Source organism: Sphingobacterium endophyticum, from assembly GCF_009733535.1.
GTDB lineage: Bacteria > Bacteroidota > Bacteroidia > Sphingobacteriales > Sphingobacteriaceae > Sphingobacterium > Sphingobacterium endophyticum.
The window spans coordinates 391165-408559 of the sequence record NZ_SMMI01000004.1; the positions used below are offsets into that span (position 1 = coordinate 391165).

General features: G+C 35.4%; 11 protein-coding genes. 5 read left to right on the top strand and 6 right to left on the bottom strand.

Going from position 1 to position 17395, the window contains the following annotated elements; translation table 11 throughout:
• Positions 1-25 precede the first annotated feature (25 nt).
• Positions 26-658, bottom strand: coding sequence for a MarR family winged helix-turn-helix transcriptional regulator (locus E0Y80_RS07485; protein ID WP_197091507.1), 633 nt, complete (start codon positions 656-658; stop codon positions 26-28).
• Positions 659-755: 97 nt separating this feature from the next.
• On the opposite strand from E0Y80_RS07485, the gene E0Y80_RS07490 reads away from it, so the two are divergent.
• Both E0Y80_RS07490 and E0Y80_RS07495 read left to right on the top strand, forming a co-directional pair.
• Positions 756-1130, top strand: coding sequence for a VOC family protein (locus tag E0Y80_RS07490; RefSeq protein ID WP_156307035.1), 375 nt, complete (start codon positions 756-758; stop codon positions 1128-1130).
• A gap of 126 nt (positions 1131-1256) precedes the next feature.
• Complete coding sequence (locus E0Y80_RS07495; RefSeq protein WP_156307036.1) at positions 1257-2090, top strand: sulfurtransferase; 834 nt, start codon at positions 1257-1259, stop codon at positions 2088-2090.
• Positions 2091-2160: 70 nt separating this feature from the next.
• On the opposite strand, the gene E0Y80_RS07500 is transcribed toward E0Y80_RS07495, so the two are convergent.
• The 5 genes from E0Y80_RS07500 to hutH are packed head-to-tail and all read right to left on the bottom strand — an operon-like array spanning position 2161 to position 8910.
• Entirely contained in the window at positions 2161-3039 is an 879-nt protein-coding gene (locus tag E0Y80_RS07500) for a pirin family protein (protein ID WP_156307037.1), read from the bottom strand.
• A 43-nt stretch (positions 3040-3082) separates the two neighbouring features.
• Positions 3083-4063, bottom strand: coding sequence for a formimidoylglutamase (gene hutG, locus E0Y80_RS07505; RefSeq protein WP_156307038.1), 981 nt, complete (start codon positions 4061-4063; stop codon positions 3083-3085).
• 11 nt (positions 4064-4074) lie between these two features.
• Positions 4075-6084 (bottom strand): urocanate hydratase, encoded by a 2010-nt coding sequence (locus E0Y80_RS07510; RefSeq protein WP_197091508.1) that lies wholly within the window; start codon positions 6082-6084, stop codon positions 4075-4077.
• Between the two features lies 1 nt (position 6085).
• Complete coding sequence (gene hutI / locus E0Y80_RS07515) at positions 6086-7339, bottom strand: imidazolonepropionase (protein WP_156307040.1); 1254 nt, start codon at positions 7337-7339, stop codon at positions 6086-6088.
• A gap of 2 nt (positions 7340-7341) precedes the next feature.
• The gene (gene hutH / locus E0Y80_RS07520; protein ID WP_156307041.1) at positions 7342-8910 is read right to left on the bottom strand and encodes a histidine ammonia-lyase; all 1569 of its coding nucleotides are present in this window, start codon (positions 8908-8910) and stop codon (positions 7342-7344) included.
• A gap of 78 nt (positions 8911-8988) precedes the next feature.
• Here hutH and E0Y80_RS07525 point away from each other — a divergent pair, with 78 nt between their 5' ends.
• The 3 genes from E0Y80_RS07525 to E0Y80_RS07535 all read left to right on the top strand — a co-directional run bounded on the left by E0Y80_RS07525 (position 8989) and on the right by E0Y80_RS07535 (position 17285).
• Positions 8989-9888 (top strand): LysR family transcriptional regulator, encoded by a 900-nt coding sequence (locus E0Y80_RS07525; protein ID WP_156307042.1) that lies wholly within the window; start codon positions 8989-8991, stop codon positions 9886-9888.
• Positions 9889-10057: 169 nt separating this feature from the next.
• Entirely contained in the window at positions 10058-11170 is a 1113-nt protein-coding gene (locus E0Y80_RS07530; RefSeq protein ID WP_156307043.1) for a glycosyltransferase, read from the top strand.
• A 214-nt stretch (positions 11171-11384) separates the two neighbouring features.
• A complete protein-coding gene (locus E0Y80_RS07535) occupies positions 11385-17285 on the top strand; it encodes an alpha-2-macroglobulin family protein (RefSeq protein ID WP_156307044.1) in 5901 nt (1966 codons plus the stop codon).
• Positions 17286-17395: the final 110 nt, after the last annotated feature.

Sequence of the window (17395 nt, forward strand, 5' to 3'; positions counted from 1 at the left end):
AGGATCTTGGGATTGACAGGATTTATCAACTATTCAACTCACGATTATAAACTTCTTCAAAGTCTAATTTCTTATCTAAAATGCAAAGACTTGAAAATTTAGTTTCAATAGGCTTTAGTATCTGAATACAAAGAGATAATTCATCTTCTTCCAAATGATTAAAAATCACTTCATTTAATTTGTTGAGGGCGCAATAGCAAGCATTAAGTTTCTCTTTCCCTAGATCAGTTAATTCCATTAACTTAGATCTTTTATCATTTGGGTCAGGCATTTCTACCAAAAGTCCTTTCTTTATCAATCTTTCAATAATCAATAATCCAGATGAGAGCTCATTGAAATTAGTGTTAATAATGTCAATTTTTCGCAGATTTTCAAGATGTTGAACATTATTCAAATACAAAAATTCATCCATACCCCCTATTCCAATATTTCTCAATAAATTTTGATTATAAACCCTATGAATTTTTATAATTCTGTCCAATATTTTTACCAATATTTGATCGGCTTTAGGCGGTATAACACCTCCTAAAAAAGTAAAACTTTTCTTGCCTTCCCTTTCTTTGATCAATTCATATCTGTAAAAGTCATGAATAGTTGCTTCAGGATGTCTTGATTCAAATTCTACCCATCTATTTACTATTTCTGCAGTTTTGTTCATATCATAAATATACATCATTTATGATATAAAAAATTAATTAATCCATAAACAAATGAAAGTATAGTTATAAATTGATAAACATTAAAACATAAATGTTATGAATATTAAAAATCAGACGTTAGGATTAGGGGCTTTAATCTTCCAATCCAATAACCCGGACAGATTAGCGGCATTCTACAAGGAGGTTTTAGGATTGCCATTGGAATTAAATTCACATGGAGAACTGTATTCTCATTGGGAATGCGATTTCAACAATATCCATTTTGCAATTTTAAAAACTAATGAGATTTTAAATGGAAATGGAGTAATTCCCTCATTTGTTGTTAAAGACATTCTTAAGCTTATTAATGATCATAATTTATCCTTAAATGATGAAATTCTTCATTTAGGTGATGGGAAGTATGTCGGTTGGTTAAATGATCCAGATGGAAATAGAATCCACCTTTGGATGGATAAAAGTCAACAAGATTAAAATATTGATTACTGCATCATGGTCCTTGCAGTCTTTTAGTCTTATGTCTTTTGTCTTCAGTCTATTTAACAATTGTCCATTTAATTCCTAAATTAGGAATTAAATAGACAATTGTTATATAACCATATGAGAACTTCAGCTCTTATCAGTACGGATCAGGCACTTAAATTAATTAATGAGGAGAATGCCGTTGTTTTGGATTCAACGATTGACAAAGTCAATCAGAAGATGGATTCTAGCAAACTTGAATTAATTCCAAACAGTTTATTTTTTGATATTGAGGGTGTCTTTTCGGATCATGAAAGCTCCTTTCCACATACGATGGTAAGTCCTGAGAAGTTTTCTGCTGAAGCGAAGAAGTTAGGGATCAATCAGGGGTCAACAGTTATCGTTTATGATCGTTGGGGAGTATATTCCAGTCCGCGGGCTTGGTGGATGTTCCGATATATGGGGCTTGAGAAGGTTTATGTATTAAATGGCGGCGAACCGGCATGGAAAGCTGCAGGACTGCCCATTGTAGATGAATATGGCGATCCAGAATCTTTAGGAAACTTTAAGGCGAAACCGAATTATGAATGGTTTATCTCTAAGGAAGAATTGGAAGAAAGGCTGGGTGATGATGATTTCACGATTACAGATGCACGCTCAGCTGGAAGATTTCATGGAACAGCACCTGAACCAAGGGAAGGTCTTAGGTCCGGCCATATTCCCAATTCTAAAAACTTACCCTTTGATCAGGTATTAGATGGGATTACTTATCACGACCCCATGGAACTTGAGAAATTATATGAAGGAAAAATCGATAGTGGAAAGCAAAACATATTCACCTGCGGTTCTGGTATATCAGCAGCAATTATTGCTCTGGGAGCTTACGAATTAGGGAATGACTATATTACTATTTATGATGGATCCTGGAGTGAGTGGGGTGCGGATCCGGATTCCGCCGTTGTAAAAGATTAAATCTTGCAGAGGTAATAAAGCGATGGCGGTCAAATTTATACTTTGACCGCCATCGCATTTTAAAATCTTCTTATTTTGAAGGGCTTGGGAGTGGGACGTAACCATCATCCCCAGGAACTTTTGGAAATTCATGATCAATCCACTTTTGCTTAGCCTCATCAATTGTATCTCTTGAGCTTGCTACGAAGTTCCAGGAGATAAAACGCTCCTCTGGAAAAGGTTCCCCACCAAAAATATATACGGTAGTACCGGCCTTCATTTCAAACGTACAAAGATGTGCATCTAATGTAATTAAGATCTGCTTAGGTCCATAGGTAAAGCCATTGCTTTCAATCTCTCCTTCTAAGATATATAGACCACTTTCTCCATATAACTCTCCTTTTATATCAATTAAAGCATCTTGTTCAGCTTTAACTTCAATCATATAGAGCTTACTATAAACAGGAACTGGAGATTTTTTACCAAATGCTTCACCTGCTATTAATTTATAGGATACCCCATTATCATTCCAAGCTGGTATTTGGTCAGCTTCAATATGGTGGAATTCAGGATCCATAAATTCAAGATCCTTAGGAAGTGCCACCCAAATCTGTAGGCCGTGTAAGAATTTATCTATTTGTCTAAGGTATTCTGGTGTTCTCTCGGAATGCACGACCCCCTTCCCTGCTGTCATCCAATTCACTGCACCTGGCTTGATTTCCATTGCGGTTCCCAAGCTATCTCTATGGAATATTGCACCATCAAAAAGATAGGTAAGGGTTGATAAGCCAATATGTGGGTGCGGGCCAACATCTAAATTTTCATGATCTGCCAGACAAGCAGGTCCCATGTGATCAATAAATACAAATGGTCCTATAGAACGTTTTTGTCGGAAAGGTAACAGCCTTCCGACCATGAAATTTCCAATATTTGCAGCAGTTTCTTCTCTTATAAAATCAATATTTGACATAGCATCCTGAATTAATTTAATACTTCCTTAAAGTTACAAATTATCAAGAGTTATTGACGAGCTTGAAAATCAAATCCGATGCAAGCTTTGTCGTTCTATTGTCAATATCATATAGGGGATTGATTTCTGCAATATCAATGCATTCAAAATTAGGTAGATCAAGTATGGTCTGATATATTGATTGAAATGTTGTATCCGGAATAATTCCGTTAAATGCGGGTGCACTAACTCCAGGAGCAAATGCTGAAGCAAAAACATCCATATCCACCGTCACATAAATATGATCGACCTTTTTAGCGAATTCCATCATTTGATTCTTAATGCTTTCGAGATTATTGCTATTTACATTTTCAGATTTTATTATCTCAATTCCACGCTCATTTGCATAATTGAAGAGCGCTTTTGTATTACTGATTTCCTGGATTCCGATTGCCAGATATTTCACTGTATTTCCGTCCTTGATTCCCTCTTCCATAATTTGGAAGAATCCAGTCCCTGAATTTCCTTGTCCATCAATTGGATTACGGCAATCTAAATGAGCATCAAAATTAATGATGCCAATTTTCTTGGACATGCTAAATCTTTTCAAGCCATTGAAATGTGCATAAGTTACCTCATGCCCCCCACCGAGCACAATAGGTTTTCCGCCATATTCCAGAATTTGCGCAACGCGTTTTGAAAGTTCATTTTGTGCACTTTCAAGATCATCAGAGACACAGATAACATCGCCGGCATCTACTATTTTTTTAGAAATAGGTAAATGGTTCGGAAGATTAGCCAAAACTTTCCTCAGCGATGCGGGAGCATCTTTTGCCCCAATCCTACCCTGATTTCTTTTGACACCTTCATCACAGCAGAACCCTAATAAAACAAAAGTCGAACTTAAATCTTGAACATGGTCATCAAGATCAATCAAACCCATGACTTGATGCCAACGTTGAAGATCTAATGAATCTCCATCCATTCTTCCAGACCATTGTTGTGGTTCTCCAGCTTTATAAAATACATTTCCAAGTGCTTCCATAAATTTGCTCTTTAAAATAAATTATCGATTACCTGATCATCAACAAGCTCAGCTTTAGTCACTTTAAGTGTTGATGTTCGGCTCAATTCTTTTTCAATAGCACTGATTGCTTCTTTATTTCTTGCCCAAGCCCGACGAGCTATCCCATTATTGACATCAAAAAACAACATTTGTTTTAATTTATAATCGCTTTCTGTGGAACCATCCAATAACATGCCGAAACCACCATTGATTACTTCTCCCCATCCAACACCGCCACCGTTGTGGATGGAAACCCAAGTTGCGCCTCTGAAACTATCTCCGATCACATTATGAATCGCCATATCCGCTGTAAATTTACTTCCATCGTAAATATTGCTTGTTTCACGATAAGGTGAATCTGTTCCAGAAACATCATGATGGTCCCTACCCAAAACTACTGGAGCAGTTAATGATCCGTCTGCAACTGCATTGTTAAAAGCTTCAGCTATCTTCATTCTACCCAATGCGTCAGCATATAATATCCTAGCTTGTGATCCTACGACAAGCTTATTTTGTTCAGCCTCTTGAATCCACCTGATATTATCTTCCATCTGCTGAAATATCTCTTTGGAAGCATCTTTCTGAAGTTCTTTAAGGACTTCCAACGCTAATTGGTCGGTCTTTCTTAAGTCTTCTGACTTTCCTGAAGTACATACCCATCGGAATGGTCCAAAACCATAATCAAAACACATGGGGCCAAGTATATCTTGAACGTAAGAGGGATATTTAAAATTTACTCCATCTTCAGCCATAATATCCGCACCAGCACGGCTGGCCTCCAGAAGAAACGCATTTCCATAATCGAAGAAATAAGTTCCTTTAGCTACATGCCTGTTGATAGCGTCGGCATGACGGACCAAGGACCTTTGAACTTCTTTCTTAAACAGTTCGGGATTATTAGCGATTAAATCATTGGATTCCTCAAAAGAAAGATCTACAGGGTAATATCCACCTGACCAAGGATTATGTAATGAAGTTTGATCAGAACCCACCGTGATTGGGATATTCAGCTTATCGAATTCCTCCCAAACATTCACAATGTTTCCAATGTATGCAATAGAAATGACCTCTTGATTTTTGATAGCCATTTTAACCGCATCAACCAGGCTCTCCATGTTATCTACTAACCTATCTACCCAACCCTGTTCATGTCTTTTCTTTGCGGCAGACGGATTAACTTCTGCACATACGGTAATGCATCCAGCAATGTTACCAGCCTTAGGCTGCGCACCACTCATTCCTCCCAATCCTGAAGTTAGAAAAACCTTTCCTTTACTATTTTCACCATCCTTTAAATGCTTTCTAAAAGCATTCATAACGGTAATCGTCGTTCCATGCACAATGCCTTGCGGTCCGATATACATGTAAGAACCTGCGGTCATCTGCCCATATTGAGTAACACCCAAAGCATTGTATTTTTCCCAGTCATCCGGTTTAGAATAATTTGGAATCATCATCCCATTGGTCACCACCACTCTTGGGGCATAATCAGATGAAGGGAATAATCCCATAGGATGACCAGAATACATATGTAATGTTTGCTGATCGGTCATTTGGGAAAGGTATTTCATGCTGAGGAGATATTGCGCCCAATTTTGGAATACCGCTCCATTTCCACCATAGGTAATCAGTTCATGGGGATGTTGAGCAACAGCAGGGTCGAGATTATTTTGGATCATCAACATTATTGCAGCCGCTTGTAAAGATTTGGCTGGATAGGAATGTATGGATCTCGCATACATTTTATATTTCGGTCTAAAACGATACATATAAATCCGACCATAGGTACGGAGCTCTTCCAAAAAATCGGCAGCAAGTTCCAGATGCCAATCCTTAGGAAAATATCGCAAGGCATTTCTTAAGGCTAGTTTCTCTTCCTCCTTATTCAATATGGACTTGCGTTTTGGCGCATGGCTTACCGAATGGTCTATCTCAACTTTTTTTGGAAGTTCTTTTGGAATTCCTTGAATTATTAGCTCTTTAAATTCTTTTTCCGTCATTTCAATTCTCATTTACAATTACTTCGACTCCATTTTTCCAGACCGATTTAGGCTGCAATCCACCTTGTAAATAGGTAATATTCTGATAATTATCAGTTTCATAGATAACAAAATCTGCCAGATGCCCTTCCATTAATCGTCCGCGATCGTTGAGATTCAGAGCTTTGGCAGCACGGTAGGTAATACCCGCAAATACTTCGGCATTGCTCAGTTTCTGCATGGTTGCAAGGATACTTGCACTTTCAATTAATTTTCCCATCGGTGCAGAACCGGGATTCCAATCTGTAGCAATAGCCAAGCTTGCCCCTGCATCCAACAATCTCCTAGCAGGCGTAAAATCACATCCAATTCCTAAGGATGCGGCAGGCAAAGCAACAGCTACTACATCAGAACCGGCAAGGATCGTAATTTCATTTTCAGTCGATGCTTCTAAATGGTCGGCTGAAAGGGCGCCCAATTCAACTGCAATCTGAGATCCCGAAGTACTAAACTGATCAGCATGAACCGTAAGGTCAAATCCCATTTCCTTAGCTTTTCTGTAATATGGAAGTATCTGTTCTGCTGAAAAAGCACTTTTCTCCACGAATGCATCAATCCTATGGGTAAGATTTTCTTCTTTCAGTTTCGGGAATAGCATTTCCCCCATTTCAAAAAGGTAGTCTTCGGCAGTTCCAGTATGATCCTTTGGATGCATATGAGCTGCTAAGCAAGTGGAAATTAGGTCTACAAAAGTTGATTTATTCGCTTCTTTTATCGCCCGGAGAGTTTTTAATTCCTCCTCGACATTCAGACCGTATCCGCTCTTCACCTCTACTGTGGTAATTCCCTGTTTCAACAATTCATTCGCCCTTTTGAGCGTAAGTTTTTTAAGGTCTTCTTGATTGCATGCTCGGGTATGTTTTACGGTGCTCCAAATACCACCGCCAGCTTCTGCAATTTCCAAATAAGAACTTCCCGCATTACGCATTGCAAAATCATTCGCTCGATTTCCGGCAAATGCGATGTGCGTATGGCAATCAATATATCCCGGTAGAGCTAAGAAATCTCCCTTTAATTCAATTATTTCCTCATCTCCGCCCAAAGCTTCCTTGAGACCTGTAAAATCTCCTACGGCGCTTATTTTGCCGTCTATAAAGTAAATTCCTGCATGTTCAATGATTTCAAGCTCGGAATCTTTTATTGCTCCTTTCAAAGGAATGTGCTGCATCGTCAGCACTTGTTTGAATGGTCCGATTAGTTTACCAATTGCCTTCATTGTTAATAGTTTTCAAAATATCCAAATCCGTCACCCAAATAGGCAACCTTACTTTTTTCAGCGGTTTCCTTGGCAACCTGAATTAATTCTCCTGATTTTATCATGGAAAGTGCATTGTCCAAAATCTCCTGCATCGGTTGATCCTCTTCGATATGCGGGATTTTGCTACGAATATGTTTGTGCATGGCTTCGACTACGGCAGTAGATTTCATAGGATTATGAAAATCTTTTGCCTGAGCAGCACAAAGGAGTTCTATACTCAAAATCTTATCAACATTGTCCAATACCTGCAATAATTTTCTGCCGGAGATAGATCCCATGCTGACATGGTCTTCCTGACCTAAGGAGGTAGGAATACTATCTGCACTTGCAGGAAAACATAATCCCTTATTCTCACTTGCAATTGCGGCAGTGCTATATTGAAGAATCATAAATCCAGAGTTTAATCCTGTTGTTTTCATCAACAATTTAGGAACTCCATTGGTTTCTCCTTCCAAGGATAAATAAACTCTCCTATCCGAAATATTACCCAATTCAGAAACTGCTAATGTAGCATAGTCCAATGGTAAGGCAATTGGCTGACCATGAAAAGAGCCTCCGCTGATCGTTAATTCACTATTTATAATTATTGGGTTATCAGTAACAGAATTAATTTCGGTTTCGATTATTTCTTTAAAATGCAACCATGCATTTCTGGAAGCACCATGAACCTGAGGAATACATCGCAGAGAATAAGGGTCTTGTACCCTGGAACAGTTCTTATGGGATTCCAGAATTTCAGAACCCTTTAACAAATTAAAAATGGTAGATGCTACAAATGTGTTTCCCTTGTACGGTCTCAATTGATGTAATTCAGCAAAAAACGGCTTGATTGATCCATTCAATCCTTCTATCATCAAAGTTGCAATCAGGTCAGCATTATTCATTAAGCGATTCATTTCAACAACCGCTTTTACGCCATGAGCCGCCATAAATTGCGTTCCATTGATCAAAGCCAAGCCTTCCTTAGCCCCTAAATGGATAGGTTCCATATTATATTCCGCTAGTACCGTAGCTGTATCTACAGGTTTCCCTTCCTTCCATATCTTTCCTAAGCCGATTAAAGGCAGAAACAAATGGGATAATGGCGCTAAATCTCCCGAAGCACCGACCGAACCCTGTTTCGGGACGACAGGAACAAGGTCATTTTGAATATGCCAAATGATACGTTCGACAGTGCTGAGTTGTATACCAGAAAATCCTTTTGCCAAGGCATGCACCTTAAGAATCATCATCAATTTACTCAATTCCTTATCGATGGGATCTCCAACACCAACTGCATGACTTTTTAGAATGTTCTCCTGTAGTTTTTTGGTATCCTGAGGACTGATTAACGTTGTGCACAATGGGCCAAAACCCGTATTGATGCCATAGACCACTTTTCCAGAATCAACAATCTCCTGTACATAGTTTGCACTTTGATTAATCTTTTCTATAGTTTCTTCCGTTAAGATTCCCTCGCATGTCGATTTTGCAATAGATAGAGCAATGGAGCTGCTCAAATAATCTTCGCCGTATTTAAATGAATTCATATTATTTCGCTGTATTATCCAAATTTACCCGCTATATTTGATAATTAGTAATATCAATTATAGCATCAACTGATAACTATGAATTATCAAATTGAATTAAGACATCTACTATATTTCAAGACTGTCGCCGAAGAATTGCATTTTAGAAGAGCAGCGGAGAGACTTTTTATTGCCCAGCCAGGGTTGTCCAGGCAGATTAAACAATTGGAAGATTATTACCAAACTAAGCTTTTTGTGAGGGATAAGCGGAATGTGGAGTTAACAGAAACCGGAGTATATTTGAAAAAAGAAGTGGATTTAATATTCAATCAGTTATCCAATATTAAGGGCCATATCGAGAAAATATCCGAAGGAAAGATATCATCATTAAAATTGGGATTTATTGGTTCGGCAGTACAGGCTATTTTACCGCAGCTATTGGTAGAATTAAAACAGAAACAGCCATTAATCGATATTACACTGAATGAACTTTCCAATGAAATACAGCTCGACCTCCTTAATAAGCAGGAACTTGATTTTGGTTTTGTAAGAATTAATGAAACGCCTATGGGCTTGAAATCAATTCCAATATTAACCGAACATTTTTCATTGGTTGTCCCAAAGAATAGGTTCAATAAAATCAAGGGAAAAATCAATTTAAAAGATTTCAGCAAGGAGTCTTTTATATTATTTTCAAAGGAATATAGCAACTCATACTATGAATTGGTGATGAGTATATTTGAGGATCATGGATTTAATCCGCATGTCACCCTTCGTACCGTCAATGCACTCAGTATATTTAATTTGGTGAGTCAAGGCTTAGGGGTTGCCATTGTACCTTCTTCCTTAAAAAAGGGTTACCATACGCATGTTGACTTTTTAGAGTTAAACCACCTAGCACAAAGGACAACCCTTTCCTTGATTTGGAATAAGAAGAATAGAAATCCGGGTATTCCTTTGATGTTGGAAATTGTAGGCAATTTGAATTCTAAAGTTTAAATCTGTGATTATTGGCGAATAAAGCTCAAAGAACAAGCAATTGTTATTCATTGTTTTTAACAATTTTTTCTTTTAAATAACCAAAAAGTCACGTTCTAGGAAAATTTTCCATACCTTTAACTCCCATCGTAAATGAGGTCAATCTACTTATTCAGAAGTCATACATACTATGAAGTTCCACGTTATCAACGATTTGTACTATAAAGCTTTTCACGCGGGTTATAAAGCAAGAAATGATGTTTTTGAGATTATTAAATCGGACTTTCCTGATTTCAATATTTATAAATTCTACAAAATACCAGTAAAAGATTCCAAATTCAGATTAAAGAGAATTCTTTCAAGGAGGTTTGCTAACTATACCAATTTCCTAACTTTCAAAAAATACGTCTCGGAATTGGGCTCGGATGATGTAGTATTAATCTTAATTCCATTTGAAAGTTTATTTGAAGTAGCCAAGGCAGTTTATTCGAGCTTGTACCATGCAAAAGTTAAGACAGGACTTCGCATTATTATGATGATTATTGATTTGGATTCGATCAGGCGACGTGGCCAAATCAATCCAGAGAATGAAATTGAATATTTAAATTTTGCAGATATTCTGATTTCCCAGAATGAAGAAATGTCAAAATGGTTATCAGGTCATGGCATTGCGCCTGAAAAACTTGTTAATTTAAATCTATTTGATTTCAAGCTCCACCCCGAGCATAAGGTTCATGGCGTTGGAACAGACATTTTAGAGAAGAACATTGTTTTTGGAGGAAATTTAACCTCTGAAAAAGCTGCATTTATATATCAATGGAAACCTAAATTCAAGACGAAGCTCTATGGTATCAATTTGAATAAAGGAGAGATCCATGAGAACATGGAATATTTAGGAGTTTTTGACCCTAGCAATCCGACTATGGATGTAAGCGGGATTTCCTTTGGTTTGGTTTGGGAGGGCAATAGTATGGATACCTGTACAGGCTTGGCCGGTCAATATTTAAAATATTCCACTCCTCATAAAATGTCTTTGTATCTTTCGCAAGGCTTACCAGTCATTGTTTGGGAAGAATCAGCTATGGCCAAAATAGTTGTTGAAAACAACATAGGATTCACAATAAAAAGTCTAAATGAAATTGATGAAATCTTTGAAAACATTACGCTCAAGAACTATCAAGAAATTAGGTTAAATGTTCAAAAGATTCAGGACCGGGTCATCAACGGGAATTATCTTAAGAATGCTATTTCAAAATGTATCTCAAAATTTAATGCCGCAGAATTGCAAAATTCTGTAAAGTAAGTCAATAACCATTTTACTAAAAAAAAGGTTTTTATCAGGAGTAGATTCCTTGGAATTGCCAAGCAATGGTTATTGGTCAGTAAAATATTTGGAATAAAATAAATGGAAATCCGGGGGTTCCTTTGATGTTAAAAAATGTAGAAAAATTAAAGGAATAAGAAAGTTTGTTGCATAAAATTATTTCGTAGATTTATTAACCAATTATTAATAAACGATGAAATATCTTATCTGGATTTTACTCTTTCTGTATCCTTTCTACACGCATTCACAAGAACTTATTAAAAATATTAGCAACGAGTCAAAATTTAGCGAGATTGATCGGTTAATTAAAATTAAGAACTTTGAACAAACACTGCCAATTATTGCTGATATCAAATCCAATTCTTTAAAGTCCAAAGATTATTCGAGCTGGTTGAGAGCCTATCTTGCAGAAATGAATGTTCTTCAGGTTAATTCTACAGTGGAAAGAACCTTTGAAAAAGTCGATAGTGTTTTTCAACAATCGGTTCAAACATCCAATCCTTTAATAAAAGATATCCTATATAACTTCTACGCCTCCTATCTTCAGGAATTTATTGGAAAAACCCTTACAAAAAGCCAGCATTCATTTTTAACGGCTCCATATTCAGAAAAGGTCAGAAGGATTGATTCACTATATAATCTTTCTCTAGCTCACAAGGACATATTGCAAAAAGAGAAAATTTCGAATTGGAAAGGAATGTTCTTAAATGCAGAAGAAAGTCTAATCTTACCTACCTTATATCATTATAATTTATTTAATTATATAACTTTTCAAAGTTCTTTAAGTGAACCTGATTCAAAAAAGATTGAATTATTGCTAAATGAGAATATAGCCTTCAATAAAAATAATGGTTATAATGATGCTTCAGCGTATTTCCTCTCCCAATTTAATTCCAGCTTGTTAAATACTGAATACTCTCGAAAAATTCGAAGTATAGTAAAAAATTTTAAAGGGGACTATTCTGCTTTTCTATTATCGGAACTAGCAATCTATTATAACCAAAGGAATCAATCTGATTCAGCCTTGAATGTGATACAAGAAGCCAGAGAATTATTTCCGAAATCTCCATGGATAAAGAATATAGAGCAGGTGTACAATATCATAAAGGAGGCAAGTATTGATATTGAACATGATTACTTTATTCCATCCAGGGAATATAATCCTATTCAGCTAACCCTAAAAAATATAGATAGCCTATACATCAGGGTATATAACACGAGTATAAATCCAAATGAAATAAAAATATATAGTTCAAAATATGATAGCTTGACCAATCAGGTTAGTTTGAATGCTTCAATTCAATATGAAGAAGTAATTGCTGTTAATAGTCCTTTAGCAAAGGAAGTAAATACTGTTTATAAGATTAATCCATTGAATTATGGTCGATATACGGTTCACATATCAAACAACAGAGAATTTAAGGATGATGGGATTTTTAAAGAGGTAGGAATTATTGAATTTCAAGTGACAGATCTGTTTATTTCGGCAACCTTGGAAAAGGAAGGTAATACCTATTCAACCTTTCAGGGTCTGATCATAAACCGAAAGACTGGTAATCCCTATGCAAATAAAAAGCTATCGTTCTATGAGGTTTCAAAAGATAAACCAATAAAACTTAAGAGGCAATTATCCAGCAATTCATTAGGTCATTTTAAATTTAAGACTAATGATAAAAAGGACATTGAGGAACTTGATAGTTATGAATTATACATTGAAGATGAAGGTCAATTAATTGACTTATTTAATTTAAATAACATAGAAGAACACCTAATTGATAATCTTGATTTAGAATACAATGATGAAGAAGATGGGATTTTCTTACTAGAATTTTTAGACCGAAAAATTTATAGACCAGGACAACCCTTATATTTTAAAGGGATATTATATCATGATTTATTGGGCAAACAAAAAGTTCTTTCCAACAAAAACATCACAGTTTATCTCAAAGATGCCAACCGAAAAACCATTGACTCTATAACCTTGAAAACCAACGAATATGGTTCGATAAATGGGATTTTCAATATTCCTAAACAGACCTTGAATGGTAATTTCCACCTGAATTACATGTATAAAAAGGAGTCATTAGCCAATTCTAGTTTTCAAGTAGAGGAATATAAAAGACCGACTTTTAAGGTAAATTTTGAAAAGAACAAAGAAACATATACACATCAGGATACGGCAAAGTTTGTTGCTTTAGTGGAAAGTTATTCAGGGGTACCGATAAGCAATGCAACTGTCAATTATAAAATAACTGCGACTTCTAATTCAGGATTAGTAGTAGATTGGGTTGTCATTGAAGGAAGTGCACAAAGCAATGTTGAAGGCAAGATTCAATTAAATTTTCCATTAAATGACAGCATGCTTTTGCAGAAAGATAATTTTACAATAAATTATTCAGCAGATGTAATTAGTCAAACAGGGGAAAGCCATTCTGCAAATGGCAGTTATAAGTTTAGTACAAAACCTTGGGAAATTGAAATAGAATCATTATCACTGGTAGAAGAGCAAAAATTTAAGCGACTGAAGATATTAACTTCTAATCAAAACGGATCGCCTTTAAAATTCTCAGGTGAAGTAAAGATTTATAAGATAGAAACTGCGGATGTTATTCTGCCAAAAATTCCAAACAGAATATTTAAACTAGGAGATTTCCATCTTTTATCAATCTCTGAATATCAAAAATATTTTCCTAACTATTTTGATAAAAATGAATTAGAAACGCCAAAAAAAAACGCAATATTAAGTTTTGAATTTGATACAGAGAAAACTGAGGAATATAAAATTGATTCCACTTTGTTTACATATGGGGATTATGAGGTTCAAGCACTGAGTATAATAGACGGAGATAGCATAATTTCTACCAAAAGAATTCAAGTCTATGAACCTTCGACTATGAAATCTACCGAGAATAGGTTTCTTAGGTATAAATTGGACAAAATATCTTATAAGAAAGGTGAAAAAGCGAAAATTACGATTTTCAGTGACCTAAAAAACATAGAAAATTTATTTCTATTTACTGAAACATTCCCTGGCAGAAAAAGCACTGAAATCTTGAAATGGCATGATGGAAGAATTGACTTAGAAATCCCTATTACCAATTCAGAAATTGATCAAAAGGTTTTTCGACGGATTCTCCTTATTAAGGATAATAAAATAGATTTCGAAACTATCTATATCCCTATTGAAAAGGACATAAAGGAAAAAATGACTTTTAAAGTCGAATCATTTAGAGATAAAATCACACCAAACCAGAAAGAACGATGGAGTTTTTCTATCAATAATAACCAAGCAATTGCAGAAGTTTTGGCTAGTATGTATGATTCTTCTTTAGATGTTTTCAGGTCTAATAATTATGACCATAGTCTGGATCAATATTATTATCGAGTACCTCATTATGAATACTATTATCTGAAGGATGAATTCCATAATAATGATTATTCCATCAGTTTATTTAAAAGGAAATCGGAAAAAAACCTGCAAAAATTCGGTGTTCCATTGATATTTAATTATGGCCTTTGGAGATCTGACAATTTTCTGTCTTCGAATAATTTTTCAAATCTAAAACTTGCTTTTTCAAATGAAGGAGAACTTCAAGAGGTTGTTGTTGTAGGGCTACAAGGTCAAGTTGCGGGACTTTCTGCGCTACCTAATGAGATCCGAGTCCGAGGTGTGAGTACTATAAATCATTCTGAACCTCTTATTATTTTAAATGGAAATATTATATCTAAGGATGAATTTGATAAAATTAATAAGAGCCAAATCAAATCATATGATATTCTGAAGACAGAAGCTGCTACTGCAATTTTTGGGTCTCGAGCTGCCAATGGGGTAATTGTAATTGAAACGCTAAGTTCTCAAAGACAAGAAATCGACATTTCCAGCATTAAAGTTAGATCGGATTTAAAAGAAACTGCCTTTTTCCTCCCTGAATTATATACGGATAAGCAGGGAAATGTTTCATTTGAATTTGAAGGCCCTGAATCATTGACCAATTGGAAGTTGTTATTATTTGCCCATACAAAAGATATGAGAATTGGTCATGAATCTTTCTTTTCCAAAACTCAAAAACAATTGATGGTAAGACCGAACTTACCAAGATATTTTAGAGAAGGGGATGAAATTGTCATAAAAAATGAAATTCAAAATTTAAGTGACGAGATTCAAGAAGGGATTGCCAGCATTGAACTCATCAACCCAATAAACAATGAAAACATCAGTCAATATTTTTTGAAAGACTCAACGAAAGTAACCTTTTCAGTAGATTCGAAGAATAATAGTTTGGTTGAATGGAGGTTGAAAATTCCTGAAGGATTTGAAAATATCAGGGTAAAGATAGTGGCTGGTTCCAATCAGCTTTCAGATGGTGAACAATCAGATATTCCTATTCTATCAAATAAAATATTAATTACAGACACAGAAAAAATTATATTAAAGTCGAATGAAGAAAAATCATTTCAGATTTTATCACAAGGGAAGGATAATATCCAAGCCAAAATACAAGTTCAAAGCAATCCTATCCTTGAAGTTATTTCTGGACTGGAATATTTAGCCTCCTATCCATATGAATGTACTGAACAGTTAAGCAGCAGATGGTTCAGTTTAAAGATGATTCAATATATAGATAAAAACTACCCGGAAATTTCTAATTATTTCAAAAATTTGAAACCAAATAGTGAGCAGACTAAACTGGAATCAAACTTAGAAATGAGTTCTATGAAGATTGAGGAAATGCCTTGGTTAAAAACGATAGAAAACGATGAACAGAAGTTAGAATCTCTAGGGAGGTTATTTAACTCAAACATCCATAATGAACTTAATAAAATTGAAGATAAAATTATAAAGAGTCAGTCAAATAATGGTGGATTTCCATGGTTTGAAGGCGGAAAATCCAATACAAATATTTCAACTAGAATTCTTGAAATATATTCTAAAGTTTTAACCTTAGATGAATCATTAATTAATCAAAAAATCAAGACGAGTGCCTTAAAACTAAGCGGATTTTTAGATGTAGACACGAATATCATTGGCTCAAAATCAAACGACAATCTGAGACTGGATTATCTATATGCTAGAAAAGGGTGGAATGATTTGTTAGCTATACCAAGAGACAATTTAGAGAAAATGAAGGCAACAATATCTTCAGCTGCAACAAGTTCAGCTGCAAGACCTGCTGGATTAGCTGCAAAAGCATGGATGGTTAATGGGCTTTTTGGAACAAAGACTGGGCAAGACGAAATCCTGAACAGATTAAACCAAGAAGCAATTATTGATGACACTAAAGGAATGTACTGGAAAACTAATGAAGAACGCTATAATTCAAATAGCTTGCATGCCTATCTGCTGGAGGCATATTTACTAAATAATCCGTCAAAATTAAAAGCTATTAGCCAATGGCTCTATTTTAAAAAGGAATCAAACTATTGGACCAGTACATGGCAAACGGTTGATGCAGTATTTGCGTTATTAATAACCAATAATCCAAAGGACTTTCAACTAGAGAACAATATTAATGTTTTTATAAATTCGAAACCGACAAACAATGATAACGGGTTACTAGGTCAGTTTAGCAAAACAATTCAACCTTCAGACTTAAAAGAAAATATAATTATCAAGCTACATAACACGAATGACAGGCCATTGCTTGGAGGGATATATCACCAATATTTCGAGGACCTCAATAAGGTGAATTCAAGAAAAAATTCAATATCTGTGGAAAAGTCTTTTCAAGTTATGAGAAATGGCAAATGGGTTGAAACCTCTGAAGCAAATCTTGGCGAGAAGATTAAAATTGTCATCAGGGTTATTAACGATCAAAACCTGGAATATGTTCATTTAAAGGATAGCAGACCGGCTGCTGTAGAGGCAATATACAAACCTTCAGGCTATCAATACTGGGGGAAATATTATTTCAGCAATAAGGATGCATCTAGCAATTTCTTTTTTGATTCATTGCCGAAAGGGGAACAAACCTATGAATATGAAGTAACTGCAAATAATGTCGGTATATTTAATTCAGGAATAAGTACTATTGAATGTATGTATGACCCAACCATAAATGCCAGGTCGAACAATAAGGTGCTTATCATAAAATAGAATTTGAGGGTATCAATGGTTGATAATTGATCAAATAATCAAAAAAAATAATTTTCTATAATTTATGGAAACTAAAGGTTATCTGCATCTGTTGAGGAAACAGGTTACTC

Coding starts and splice junctions, on each gene's coding strand:
- hutI (WP_156307040.1), bottom strand. CDS start 7,339: ATGAAGGCAATTGGTAAACTAATCGGACCATTCAAACAAGTGCTGACG.
- hutG (WP_156307038.1), bottom strand. CDS start 4,063: ATGGAAGCACTTGGAAATGTATTTTATAAAGCTGGAGAACCACAACAA.
- hutH (WP_156307041.1), bottom strand. CDS start 8,910: ATGAATTCATTTAAATACGGCGAAGATTATTTGAGCAGCTCCATTGCT.
- E0Y80_RS07500 (WP_156307037.1), bottom strand. CDS start 3,039: ATGTCAAATATTGATTTTATAAGAGAAGAAACTGCTGCAAATATTGGA.
- E0Y80_RS07485 (WP_197091507.1), bottom strand. CDS start 658: ATGAACAAAACTGCAGAAATAGTAAATAGATGGGTAGAATTTGAATCA.
- E0Y80_RS07510 (WP_197091508.1), bottom strand. CDS start 6,084: ATGACGGAAAAAGAATTTAAAGAGCTAATAATTCAAGGAATTCCAAAA.
- E0Y80_RS07490 (WP_156307035.1), top strand. CDS start 756: ATGAATATTAAAAATCAGACGTTAGGATTAGGGGCTTTAATCTTCCAA.
- E0Y80_RS07530 (WP_156307043.1), top strand. CDS start 10,058: ATGAAGTTCCACGTTATCAACGATTTGTACTATAAAGCTTTTCACGCG.
- E0Y80_RS07495 (WP_156307036.1), top strand. CDS start 1,257: ATGAGAACTTCAGCTCTTATCAGTACGGATCAGGCACTTAAATTAATT.
- E0Y80_RS07535 (WP_156307044.1), top strand. CDS start 11,385: ATGAAATATCTTATCTGGATTTTACTCTTTCTGTATCCTTTCTACACG.
- E0Y80_RS07525 (WP_156307042.1), top strand. CDS start 8,989: ATGAATTATCAAATTGAATTAAGACATCTACTATATTTCAAGACTGTC.